Genomic DNA, 12,143 nt, shown 5'->3' on the forward strand with positions numbered 1-12,143 from the left:
CCCCTCAAGTCCGGACGATCCGAGCCACCCCACCGACCGGTACGTCGATCACCCAGACCGCGGGCGGCGTCGTAGTCGCGCGCTGCACCTCGTGGCCTGAGCAGTCAGACACTACGAGGTCCACAGGCCCACCGCCGGCCCCTTCGACGTAGAGCCGCTGGTCGGCGCCGCCGTTGACGACGACCGTGCACGGGTCCTCTACCCGCACAACCGGGTCTGTGAACACGGCAACGACTGTCTCCGACTGGCCGACGGCCCGCACCTGCGTGTAGCGGGCGTCCGGTCGCGACGGCAGCAGTACGCCGTGCAGCAACGCGTCGGCGTGGTCGTCCAGGAACCCGAGCCAGTACCGGACCACCTCGTCGTGCTCCGCCGACAACGCGTCCAGCTCCATCGACACCTGCGCCGTACTGAACAGGGCGCCGATGAACTGCTGCGCGACGTTCTCTACGGACGCCGCCGGACTCCACATCAGCATGTCCGAGTGCACCGCGCGATCGCCGGCCAGCAATCGGCAGTCGATCGTGCGGACCCGGTTCTCCACCGGGTCGAGCGCGCAGTCGCCGGCCCGCAGGAACGTACCGAACTGCCACAGCCGCGGGTTCACGTAGTCCTGGCGGAACTCGATCAGCACCTCGGGCCGGAGTCGTTTCAGCTCGTCGGTGATGGCCTGCAGCAACAGTTCGACGCCTTCGTCGACCGACTCGCAGTCCGCGTCCGGAGCGGGCGGCGGCGAGTCGAACGCCCAGGAGTCGATGAAGTCGATCTTCAGTCCGTCGACACCCCAGTCCCGCACCGGGCGGATCGCGCACTCCAGCAGGTGATCGCGGACCTCGCGGTAGCGCGGGTCCAGTACCGCGGTGACGTCGGCGTCCGCGAACCCGAGAATCCGGTCCTGCAGTCGCGCCCACGCCTTCGAGTGCACGCCGATCAGCGGCGGCGCGAGCCACAGCACGTAGAGCTGCCCGAGCTCGTGAACACGTCGTACGTGCTCGGCCATGTCGGGGAACGTCTCGCTGGTCGGCTCCCAGTCGCCGCAGTACGCGTACCCGCGCCGCGTGTCGTCGGTCTGCCAGCCGTCGTCGACGATGACCGCCTTCGTCCGGTACGCCGCTCCCGCGCGGGCGTGCCGCTCGACGGACTCGGCCGACACGTGCTGGTGGTCGCTGTACCAGGTCGAGTACATCGCCTTCCGGACGACCGCGGGCACCGGCGCGATCCGGTCGCCGAGCTCGGCGGTCCACTCGGCCGTGACGTCGCGCAATGCGTCGGCGAAGTGTTGCTCGCGGGTGTCGATCCGGAGCGCGAACGAATCGCCCTCGAAGTCGGTCACCGTCAGCTCGATCAGCTGCTCGGCGGTCTCCTCGTTCACCCCGACCGCGAAGTCGCAGCCGCGGACGCCCGACGACAACGAGATCGTCGTGAGCGCGCGGTCCCGCGCGTCGACCAGACTCGCGACCGGAGCCGAGCGGACCGAGCGGATCTCGCGGTGCGAACCCCAGTCGGTCGGCAGGTCGCGCCGGGATCCCTGGCTCGCCCGCCAGAGCGTCACCGCGTCCTCGGCCGGCCACGTCCAGCGCAGGGTCACCGGCCCGTCCGGCGCCACGTCGAAGCACCGCAGTCCGGGCTCCAGGTCGGCTCGCTCGGTGAGCCGGGCGGCCCCTGACACAGAGCCGGTACGGCGGGTGCGGCCGTCACCGGAGCGGATCTCGAATGTCGTCACGGGCTGGACTATAGCGGTAAAACCAATCGGCAAGAAGGTATTGACGGAATTGGTCAACTGTCTCTAGTTTTACCGCTAAAGTGCTCTTGACGGGAGATTGCTCGTGCTGGCTGTCAGCTCCGACCTGGCGTACGTCGAGGACGCCTTCACCTGGGCCCGGGACCGGGCGCTGGCGTGGGTCCAGACCGATGCCGCCCCCGGCAACCTGCCGTCCTACTGGGCCGGCTACCCGTCCCGGGCGATGTTCTACTCCCGCGACGTCTGCCACCAGGCGGCCGGCGCGCACCTGCTCGGCCTGGACGCGGAGAACTTCGCGATGTTCCGGCACTTCGCCCGCTCGGCGACGCCGGCGCGGAAGTGGTTCCCGATCTGGGCGTTCCACTTCGACGGGCGGATCGCCGCCCTCGACTACCACTCCGACGAGCACTTCGTCCGGGAGATCCCCGCGGTGTTCGACCTGACCTACCGGGCGCTGAAACAGTACGACTGGACCGGTGACCGGCGCTGGATCGACGACCCCGACCTGGCGGCGTACTACGCGCACAGCGTCGGCGAGTTCGTCGCGGCCCACGACTCCGACGGCGACGGCATCCCCCAAGCCGCCGGGACCGCCGACATCTTCCTCGGTACGGCGACGTACAACGAACGCGAGGCGCCGCTGCTGCGAGCCGGCGACGGCCTCGCCACGCAGTACGCCGCGCTCCGCAAACTCGGCCGGGACGCCGAGGCCGACAAGATCCAGGCCACATACGACGAGTGGTGGAACGGCGACCACTTCGCGCGCGGCATCACCAAGGACGGGCTGGACTTCAGCTGGGGACTGGAGTCGCACACGCTCGTCCCGCTGTTCGGGCTGAGTGGTACGGGGGAGCGCACCGAGCGGTTCCTCGACTACCTCGAGACCCAGATGGAGTCGCACCCGCCGCTGAACATCGAGTCGTTCAGCTACTGGCCCGAGTTCCTGTTCGACCACGGCCGGGACGAGTCGGCGTGGCGCTGGACCAAGCATCTGATCGACAGCCGCGACGACTATCCGGAGATCTCGTTCACGGTCGTCGAGCACCTGGTCGCCGGGCTGCTCGGGCTGCGGCCGGACGCACCGAACGCCGCGCTGAGCATCACCTCCCACCTGCCCGCCGAGATCGGCGTCCTGACCGCCGACCACGTCCCGGTCGGCGACTGGGATCTGCGCATCCACCAAGAAGGCAAGCACAGCACCGAAGTCACCGTGTACAGCGGACCGGGTCCGCTCACCGTGACGGTCGGGCCAGAAGGCGACTCCGAGACCCACTCCCTCGCACCCGGTCGGACCGCCCGGGTCACGCACCCGAAGGACCCCTCATGAAGAAACTCCTCCCCACCGTCCCCGCTGTACTCGCCCTCCTGCTGGCGGCCGGCTGCGCGACCGGCAACGCGCCGGCGTCGAGCACCGACAACGGATCAGCAGAGATCAGCTTCTCGTTCTGGGGTACGAACTCCGAGGCGGCCTCGCTGAAGGCGATCGCGGCCGAGTTCGAGAAGGCGAACCCGGGCACCAAGGTGACCACGAACTGGATCCAGTCCGACTACGAGCAGAAGCTGCAGACGTCGATCGCGGCCGGCACCCAGTCGACGGTGATGGAGATCAGCAACACCAGCCTGGCCGGGTTCGCGCCGAGCTTCGCCGAGCAGACCGTCGACCCGGGCAAGTACGTGCAGCCGAACATCTCGACGGCGATGAAGTACCAGGACAAGTACTACGCGATGCCGTTCGCGGCCAAGCCCAAGGTGATGGCGATCAACACCGACGCCTTCAAGGCCGCCGGGGTACCGTTGCCGGACGCAACCAAGCCGCTGTCGCTCGACGAGTTCAAGGCGATCAGCGCCAAGCTCTCGCACGGTGACGGCAAGGCGCGCGTCTACGGTTCCAGCAACCTCTGGTACCGCGGCTGGCTGACCGCCGCGGGCGGCAGTTACTACAACGCCGACGCGTCGTCGTGCACCTTCGGCGACCCGACCGGCGTGCAGACCGCGCAGTACGTCGTCGACATGCAGAAGAACCGCTACTCGCCGACGTCGACCGACATCCAGGGTCAGGACCAGGCGCAGTGGTTCGCGGCCGGCCGGCTCGCGACGTTCAGCGACTTCGGGCCGTGGACGGTCGCCGACTTCGCCAAGATCAGCAAGCCGAACTGGTCGCTGGTCCCGGTGCCCGGCAAGGGATTCCCGATGGAGGTCGACGGGCTCGGCATCGCGAAGAACGCGAGCGGGAAGCAGTTGGAGACCGCGAAGAAGTTCGTCGAGTTCGCCAGTACGCAGCAGGCGGCCCAGGACCAGCTGATCCAGGGGAACACCGCGCTCGGCGTACCGATCATCGAGGCGTCCGCGCCGACGCTCGAGAAGGTGCTGCCGGCCGAGCGGAACCTGGCCGCGTTCACCAGCGCGCTGAAGGCCGGCGTGGTCGACGTCTCGGTGCCGAAGGAGGCGCAGATCTCCGGTGACGCCGAGAAGGGCATGACCAGCTACACGGCGCTCGGCACCGGCAAGGACGACGTCGCCAAGGTGCTGCCGCAGCTCGCCGAGAAGTGCACGCAGGCGCTGAAGAAGTGAATCCGACCGTTGGCTGGATCCGGAACCTCGCCGCGTCCTGGGGCGTCCCGAACGCCCTGGTTCCGCTGGTCCCGTTCCTGCTCCTGCTGATCGTCCTGTACGCCGTCATCGGACTGGCGGCGTACGGGGCGCGGCGGAAGTGGCCGCGGGCCGACAAGACGATCGCCTTCTGGCTGTTCGTCTCGCCCTGGCTGATCGGGTTCTGCCTGTTCACCGTCGGCCCGATGGCGTCGTCGGTCTACGTCAGCCTGACCTCGTGGGACCTGATCACCCCGCCGAAATTCGTTGGCCTCGCCAACTACACCGAGGCGTTCCAGGACCCGAAGGTCGCGCAGGCACTGAAGGTGACCTTGCTGTACGCCGTGATCAGCGTGCCGCTGCAGACCGCGCTGGCGTTCCTCGTCGCGCTGCTGCTGAACACGGAGCTCCCGGGCATGCGGTTCTTCCGGACCGTCTGGTACCTGCCGTCGCTCGTCTCCGGTGTCGCGCAGATGGTGCTGTTCCTGTGGGTGTTCAACCCGCAGTACGGCCTGATGAACGACGTCCTGGGACGCTTCGGGATCGAGGGGCCGGGCTGGTTCAACGACGCGTCGTGGGCGCTGCCGACGGTCATCCTGATGAGCCTGTGGACGGTCGGCGGCGCGATGGTGATCTACCTGGCCGGCCTGAAGGACGTGCCGTCGAACCTGTACGAGGCGGCCGCGCTCGACGGCGCTGGACCGGTGCGGCAGTTCTGGCACGTCACGCTGCCGCAGATGTCGCCGATCATCCTGTTCAACGCGCTCACCGGCATCATCGGCTCGCTGCAGATCTTCACCCAGGGCTTCATCGCGAACGGCGGCCCGAAGGACTCGCTGCTGTTCTTCGTCTACTACCTGTACGACAACGCCTTCCAGAACTTCCGGATGGGCTACGCGTCGGCACTCGCCTGGATCCTGTTCGCGGTGATCCTCGCCCTGACCGCCGTCACGCTCCGCGGCAGCGCCTTCGCCGTGTACTACGAGACCGAACTGGGCGGCCGTAAGAGGAGGAAACGATGACCGCGCTGGCAGAACCTCTCGTCCTGCGCGCCGACCGGCCGTTCTGGCGCCGCAACCTCACCGTCACCGTCGTCCTGTACGCCGTCCTCGCGCTCGGCTCGCTGGTCTTCGTGTACCCGTTCCTGTGGATGATCGCGACGTCGTTGCGGTCGCTCGCCGGAGTGGGCAGTTCGGGCGCGAGCGTCGTACCGCACGAGTTCCTGTGGGACAACTACACGCGGGCGGTGACGTCGTTCCCGTTCTGGCGGTACGCGCTGAACTCGGTGCTCACCACACTGATCCCGATCGTCGGGACGGTGTTCTCCTGCTCGCTCGCCGGCTTCGCGTTCGCGCGGTTGCGGGTGCGGTTCGCCGGGGTGCTGTTCGCCGTCGTACTGGCGACGATGCTGCTGCCGGGGGAGGTGACGATGGTGCCGCAGTTCATGCTGTTCAACAACCTCGGCATGGTCGACACGCTGTACCCGCTGATCCTGCCGGCGTTCTTCGGGTCGCCGTTCTACATCTTCCTGTTCCGGCAGTTCTTCGCCCGGATGCCGTCCGAGCTGGCCGACGCGGCCGTGGTGGACGGCTGCGGCTGGTTCAAGATGTTCCTGCTCGTGTACCTGCCGCTGGCCCGGCCTGCGGTGGTCGCCGTGTCGATCCTGCTGTTCATGGGCTACTGGAACAACTTCCTCGGCCCGGCGATCTACATCAACTCCGACCAGTGGAAGACGCTGCCGCTGGCCCTGGCCGGCTTCCAGTCCGTCAACGGCACCGACACCCCGCTGCTGATGGCGACGTCGGTGCTGATCACGATCCCGTGCCTGCTGATCTTCTTCATCGCCCAGAAGCAGATCACCAACGGCATCACCTTCACTGGCGGTAAGTGATCCCAGGACGGTACGACGGGAGCGCCTCGGCCAGCGTCGGGTAGTGGTCGAGGTGATGCACGGTGCAGGTGGTCCTGAGCAGATCGCCCAGCCAGTGCCCGGCACCGGACGCGCGCAGCCAACCGCCGTGCTCGACCGCCAGACGGTGCGCGTCCGAGAGAACCTCGAGGGCCGCCGCCTCCATCCTGGTGACGCGGCGCAGGTCGACCACGAGCCGGGGGAGTTTGGTCGTGATCACATGCTGGAGTTCGCCGGCGAATGTCGCCAGTACGCCGACGTCGATAGCTCCGGCGACCCGGACGACAGCACACTCACCGACCGCGCTCCAGCTACAGACGAAAGGCCCGCTCGCACTCACCGGCCGGCGAGCGGAGCGGACCACCTGAAGTTTTGGGGCTGGCTTCATACCGCTTCCGGTACCCCCGTCCAACCCTGCAGGTCAGTCGCGCCCGAGGATCCCTTGGTCGTACCCCTTGGCGACGGCGGCCGCGCGGTCGGTCACGCCCAGCTTGGTGAAGACGTGGCTGAGATGGGTCTTCACGGTGGCCTCGCTGATGAACAGCTCGCGAGCGATGTCGCGGTTCGACGTGCCTTTCGCGACCAGTTCGAGGACCTGGCGTTCGCGGGCGGCGAGCGGGGCCGGGGCCGGGAAACGGACCGCGGACACGAGCCGGGACGCGACGGCGGGGGAGAGGACGGTCCGGCCGGCGGCGGCCTGGCGGACCGCGTTGAACAGCTCGTCCTGCGGGGCGTCCTTCAACAGGTACCCGGTGGCGCCGGCCTCGATCGCGGGCAACGTGTCGGTGTCGGTGTCCCAGGTCGTGAGGACCAGCACCTTCGAGCGGATACCGCGGCGGGTCAGCTCGGTGATCGCGTCCAGCCCGCCGCCGCCCGGCATCCGCAGGTCCATCAGGATCACGTCGGGCTCGAGTTCGGCCGCGAGTTCGACCGCTCGGACGCCGTCCGGCGCCTCGGCGAGCACGGTGAACCCGTCGGCGGCCTCGAACATCCCGCGCAGGCCGTTGCGGACGACCGGGTGGTCGTCGACGAGCAGCAGGGTGATGTCAGGCATGGATGTGTCAGGCATGGATCACCAACGGTACGTGCGCCGAGATCGCCGTACCGAAACCCGGCTCGGACTCGATCGTGAGCGAGCCGGCGATCCGTTCGGCGCGGGCGCGCATGCCGTCCAACCCGAACCCGCCGGTGCCCGAACGGGCCGGCAGCGCCAGCGGATCGAAGCCCTTGCCGTCGTCGCGGATGTCCACCGTCACCTCGTCGTCCATGAAGCTGAGGGTCACGCCGACGCGGGTCGCGGCGGCGTGCTTCGACACGTTCGCGAGCGCCTCCTGCGTGATGCGCAGCAGGGTCGCGGAGAACTCGCCGTGCAGGTGCTGCGCCGCACCGGTCAGCGTGAACTCGGCGGGTACGCCGGTCCGCTCCGACCACTGGTCGACGGTCTTGCGCATCGCCTCGGGCAGACCGTCGTACGAGAGGCCGGCCGGCGCCAGGTTCTGCACCGAACGGCGGGCCTCGCCGAGGCTGTGCCGGGCCAGCTCGCTCGCACGGCCGACTCGGTCCTGGACCACGTCCGGGTCGGAGGTGTTCGCCGCCGCCTGGAGCTGGGCGATGATGCCGGTCAGGCCCTGCGCGATCGTGTCGTGGATCTCCGCGGCCAGCCGGCGGCGCTCGTCCGCGACCCCTGCTTCGCGCGCCTGGACGAGCAACTGCGCCTGCAGCGCGGCGTTCTCCTCGTGGGCGCGCTCGAGCTCCGCAATGGTGTCCGCCCGGGCCTGCGACCGGGCCTCCTGCTGTTCGGCGAAGTGCTTCACCACCGTGAGCAGCACGTTGTTCGCGATCACGAGCCCGAAGAACGCCAGCCACATCGGGCCGTGCGGCGGCCAGTGGCCGGTCTGGGCGCCGGCGATCGGGAGCGTGCACGCGAACAGCGCGAGCCGCTGCCGCTTCCGGCCCGGGATCATCGCGTCGGCGTCGTAGTACCCCGCCACGACGTAGAACGAGAAGAAGCCGTTCAGCGACGTCAGCAGGCAGGCGATCACCCAGCGGATCACGTAGAACGTCACCGAGACCGCGTTCGGCCCGCGGTGGCGGCGGCCGCTCCAGCTCCACCACACCTCCATGACCAAAGCGGCCCCGAGCAGGGCGAGCCCGAACTCGAGCTCGCGGGTGACCGGAGTCAGACTGCCCGAGGTCGTGAGCGCCAGCAGGGTGCCGAGGCCGAGCAGGAAGTACGGCGCCCAGCGCTGGGCCGCGGCCTGGCGCCGATCGAGCGCGCTGTCGGCTGTCGTCACCAGCCCAGTCTGCACGAACCTACTCCCAGCGGAACCAGCGCGCCGCCGCCACCGACACCACGACCGTCCAGCCGGCCAGCACCCCGAGGTGCGACCACGCCGGCCAGTGCCCGGCCGCGGCCTGGTCGAGCGCCCGCGACGCGGCGCCGAACGGCAGCAGTACGACGATCTGCCGCAGCGTGTGCGGCATCGACTGGACGGGGAGCCACAGCCCGGCCGAGAAGAGGCTCGGGAAGAACACCGCCATACCGAACGCCGTCGCGAGGCGCGCTGTCTTGGCCCGTGCCGACACGAGCGCGCCGAGCGCCAGCGCGGCGGCGGCCGTCAGCAGCAGGGCCAGCAGGTAGCCGGCGAGCTGACGCGGCAGCTGGACGTCGAACGCGAGCCGGCCGATCGTCAGGCAGATCAGCGCCGACACCAACCCGGTCGCGCCGTGCAGCGTCATCTGCGCGGCCAGCAACGCGGACGGCCGGACCGGCGTCGCCGACATCCGGCGCAGGATCCCGCGCTCGCGGTAGCCGGTGATGATCGGCGGCATCGCCTGCAGACCGACGACGATCTGCCCGACCATCACCAGCACCGGGACATAGAGGTCGATCAGCCGGACGCCGAGCCCGTCGTCGACTCGCCGGAAGCTCGGGATCGACCCGAGGATCACCAGCAGCAACGGCGGGAACCCCAACACCCACAACAAGGTGCCGAACTCCCGGAGATACAGCCGCGTCTCGGCCCGGAGTACGGCGATCCGCGGCGAAGGCCGCCGTACGGCGTCGATGGTGGTGGTCATCGGGTCGCTCCTGTCAGGTCGAGGAAGGCGTCGTCGAGGGTGGCGTCGGTGATGCGCAGTTGGTGGGCGGTGATCCGCTTGCGGGCGAGCAGCGACAGCAGCGCGGTCACGGTCTCGTCGGATCCGCCGAGGGTGAGCCGGCCGTCCTTGTTCTCGATCGAGGCGAGCGCCGGCAGCGCGGCCAGCTCCTCGTCGTCGAGTGGATCGGACGGCGTGAACGAGACGACCGTGGCCCCGGCCGTTCGGCTGATCAGGCCCCGCGGGGTGTCGAGCGCGGTGATCCGGCCCTTGTCGATCAGCGCGATCCGGTCGCAGAGCCGCTGCGCCTCCTCCATGAAATGCGTGACCAGCAGCACCGTGACACCGCGGGCGCGAATGTCCTCGACGACCTCCCAGGTGTCCCGCCGGGCCCGCGGGTCGAGACCGGTGGTCAGTTCGTCGAGTACGACGACCCGCGGGTTCCCGATCAACGCGAGCGCGATGAACAACCGCTGCTTCTGTCCACCACTGAGGACACCGAACCGCGTGTTCAACTGTCCGCTCAGCCCGAGCCGCTCTGCCAACGGCCGCCAGTCGGCCGGCTTCGGATACAGAGCGCCGTACAACTCGAGCGCCTCTCGCACAGTGAGCTTCGCCTGCAGCTCACTCTCCTGCAGCTGCGCCCCGAGCACCTCCGTCAGGGCCGCGTGGTCCCGCACCGGATCGAGCCCGGCGACCCGGACCTGCCCGCTGTCCGGAACCCGCAGCCCCTCGACACACTCGACGGTGGTGGTCTTGCCGGCGCCGTTCGGCCCGAGGATGCCGAAGATCTCGCCCTCGTCGACACTGAACGACACGTGGTCGACGACGGTCCGCGCGCCGTACGCCTTACGCAGGTCGGAGACTTCGACAATCGAAGAAGCTTTGGTCATGCCCCGAGCCTGACGGACGGGGCGCACCGCTCACATCGCCCAACTGGCTCGTCCCGGGATCAGCCGATCGGCTGACGCCGGGACTACTACCTACTGCGCCTACTTGGCGTAGAGGGCCTCGACGTCGGTGCCGTGGTTCTTCATCACGATGTGCCGGCGGAGCGAGAGCTTCAGCGAGAGCTCGCCGGTCTCCTGGGTCCAGTCGATCGGGAGGATGGAGAACTTCTTGATCGCCTCGGCGTGCGACACCGAGGTGTTCGCGTCGTCGATCGCCTTCTGGACCTCGGCGATCAGGTCGGCGTCCTGGGTCAGCGCCGCGACGTCGGTGGGCTTGCCGCGCTCGGTGGCCCACGGCACGATCGTCTCCGGGTCGATGGTGATCAGCGCGGCGATGAACGGCTTGCCGTCGCCGACGACCATGCACTGGCTGACCAACGGGTGCAGCCGGATCTGGTCCTCGAGCAGCGTCGGCGCGACGTTCTTGCCGCCGGCCGTCACCAGGATCTCCTTCTTCCGGCCGGTGATCTTGATGAACCCGTCGACGTCGAACTCGCCCAGGTCGCCGGTGTGGAACCAGCCGTCGGCGTCGATCGCGTTCGCGGTCGCCTCGTCGTTCTTCCAGTAGCCCTGCATCACCTGGCCGCCCTTGAACAGCAGTTCACCGTCGTCCGCGACGGCGACCGTGACACCGGGCAGCGGCCGGCCGACGGTCCCGATCCGGATGTCGTCGGGCAGGTTCACCGACACCGCCGCGGTGGTTTCGGTCAGGCCGTAACCCTCCAGGACCGGTACGCCGATGCCGCGGAAGAAGTGCCCGAGCCGGTCCCCGAGCGGTGCGCCACCGGAGACGGCGTACTGCACCTGGCCGCCGAGCACCGCGCGGAGCTTGCTGAACACGAGCCGGTCGAAGAGCAGGTGCTTGGCCTTCAGGCCGAACGACGCGCCGCCCTTGTCCTGCGCCTGCGAGTACGCGATCGCGGTCTCGGCGGCGGCGTCGAAGATCTTGCCCTTGCCGTCCGCGTGCGCCTTCTGCGCGGCCGAGTTGAACACCTTCTCGAACACCCGCGGCACGCTCAGGATGAACGTCGGCTTGAACGCGCCGAGGTCCTCGACGAGGTTCTTCACGTCGGCGCTGTGCCCGACCTTGACCCGCTTCATCACGCAGCCGACCTGGATGATCCGGGCGAACACGTGCGCCAGCGGGAGGAACAGCAACGTGCTCGCGCCGGTGGTGTCGAAGAGGTTGTCGAGGATCTTCACCGCCGGGCCGAGCTCGTCGAGGAAGTTCGAGTGGCTGATCTTGCAGCCCTTCGGGCGTCCCGTCGTACCGGAGGTGTAGATCAGCGTGGCCGGGTCGTCGGGGGTGACCGCGGAGCGGCGCTTGTCGAACTCGGCGTCGCTCACCTCCTGGCCCAGTGCGGTCAACTCGTCGACCGCGCCGGCCTCGATCTGCCAGACCTCCTGCAGTGCAGGCGCTTCGGGGCGGGCGTTCTCGACGACCGCGCCGTGGGTGGCGTTCTCGACGATCGCGACGACAGCTTCGGAGTCGGTCAGGATCCATTGGATCTGGGAGGTCGAGGAGGTCTCGTAGATCGGCACGGTGACCGCGCCGATGCTCCAGATCGCGTAGTCGACCAGGGTCCACTCGTACCGCGTCGGGCTGAGCAGGGCGACCCGCTCGCCGTGCTTCACACCGGCCGCGATCAGGCCCTTGGCGACCGCGGCCACCTGCTGCGCGAACTCCGCCGCGGTGACGTCGGTCCAGGTCGACCCGCTCCGGCGGCTGAACACCGCGGTGTCAGGATGGGAGGACGCGTTCGCCCACACCGGGTCGCTCAGGCTCCCGGTGGGTGGCTCGGTCACAGCAGGAACGGTGTACTCACGCATCCGCGTCTCCTCAGTCGGTCACGAA

Annotated in this window: 11 protein-coding genes; 4 read left to right on the top strand and 7 right to left on the bottom strand. The window is 68.9% G+C overall.

The window, feature by feature from the left end:
* Positions 1 to 4 precede the first annotated feature (4 nt).
* Positions 5 to 1,723 (bottom strand): glycoside hydrolase family 36 protein, encoded by a 1,719-nt coding sequence (locus tag AC0662_RS35795; protein WP_478306232.1) that lies wholly within the window; start codon positions 1,721 to 1,723, stop codon positions 5 to 7.
* Positions 1,724 to 1,826: 103 nt separating this feature from the next.
* Here AC0662_RS35795 and AC0662_RS35800 point away from each other — a divergent pair, with 103 nt between their 5' ends.
* The 4 genes from AC0662_RS35800 to AC0662_RS35815 are packed head-to-tail and all read left to right on the top strand — an operon-like array spanning position 1,827 to position 6,221.
* Complete coding sequence (locus tag AC0662_RS35800; RefSeq protein ID WP_478306234.1) at positions 1,827 to 3,068, top strand: hypothetical protein; 1,242 nt, start codon at positions 1,827 to 1,829, stop codon at positions 3,066 to 3,068.
* Positions 3,065 to 4,312, top strand: coding sequence for an ABC transporter substrate-binding protein (locus tag AC0662_RS35805; RefSeq protein WP_478306236.1), 1,248 nt, complete (start codon positions 3,065 to 3,067; stop codon positions 4,310 to 4,312). Before AC0662_RS35800 ends, AC0662_RS35805 begins: the two co-directional genes overlap by 4 nt.
* Positions 4,309 to 5,352 carry a carbohydrate ABC transporter permease gene (locus tag AC0662_RS35810; RefSeq protein ID WP_452203381.1) on the top strand — a complete coding sequence of 348 codons (1,044 nt, stop codon included), beginning with the start codon at positions 4,309 to 4,311 and terminating at the stop codon, positions 5,350 to 5,352. Before AC0662_RS35805 ends, AC0662_RS35810 begins: the two co-directional genes overlap by 4 nt.
* Positions 5,349 to 6,221, top strand: coding sequence for a carbohydrate ABC transporter permease (locus AC0662_RS35815; protein WP_452203380.1), 873 nt, complete (start codon positions 5,349 to 5,351; stop codon positions 6,219 to 6,221). The genes AC0662_RS35810 and AC0662_RS35815 overlap by 4 nt, the downstream gene beginning before the upstream one ends.
* On the opposite strand, the gene AC0662_RS35820 is transcribed toward AC0662_RS35815, so the two are convergent.
* From AC0662_RS35820 to AC0662_RS35845, 6 genes are all read right to left on the bottom strand, one after another.
* Positions 6,205 to 6,627, bottom strand: a complete 423-nt coding sequence (locus tag AC0662_RS35820; protein WP_452203379.1) for an STAS domain-containing protein — start codon at positions 6,625 to 6,627, stop codon at positions 6,205 to 6,207. The two genes, AC0662_RS35815 and AC0662_RS35820, sit on opposite strands and share 17 nt — an antisense overlap.
* A gap of 33 nt (positions 6,628 to 6,660) precedes the next feature.
* The gene (locus AC0662_RS35825) at positions 6,661 to 7,308 is read right to left on the bottom strand and encodes a response regulator (RefSeq protein ID WP_452203378.1); all 648 of its coding nucleotides are present in this window, start codon (positions 7,306 to 7,308) and stop codon (positions 6,661 to 6,663) included.
* Complete coding sequence (locus AC0662_RS35830; RefSeq protein ID WP_478306239.1) at positions 7,301 to 8,533, bottom strand: sensor histidine kinase; 1,233 nt, start codon at positions 8,531 to 8,533, stop codon at positions 7,301 to 7,303. Before AC0662_RS35830 ends, AC0662_RS35825 begins: the two co-directional genes overlap by 8 nt.
* Positions 8,534 to 8,552: 19 nt before the next feature.
* Positions 8,553 to 9,320 (bottom strand): ABC transporter permease, encoded by a 768-nt coding sequence (locus AC0662_RS35835; RefSeq protein WP_478306241.1) that lies wholly within the window; start codon positions 9,318 to 9,320, stop codon positions 8,553 to 8,555.
* Positions 9,317 to 10,231, bottom strand: a complete 915-nt coding sequence (locus AC0662_RS35840) for an ABC transporter ATP-binding protein (protein WP_478306243.1) — start codon at positions 10,229 to 10,231, stop codon at positions 9,317 to 9,319. Before AC0662_RS35840 ends, AC0662_RS35835 begins: the two co-directional genes overlap by 4 nt.
* Positions 10,232 to 10,330: 99 nt before the next feature.
* Positions 10,331 to 12,118, bottom strand: coding sequence for an AMP-dependent synthetase/ligase (locus AC0662_RS35845; protein WP_478306245.1), 1,788 nt, complete (start codon positions 12,116 to 12,118; stop codon positions 10,331 to 10,333).
* Positions 12,119 to 12,143 lie beyond the last annotated feature (25 nt).

The organism is Kribbella sp. NPDC043289, from assembly GCF_056436705.1.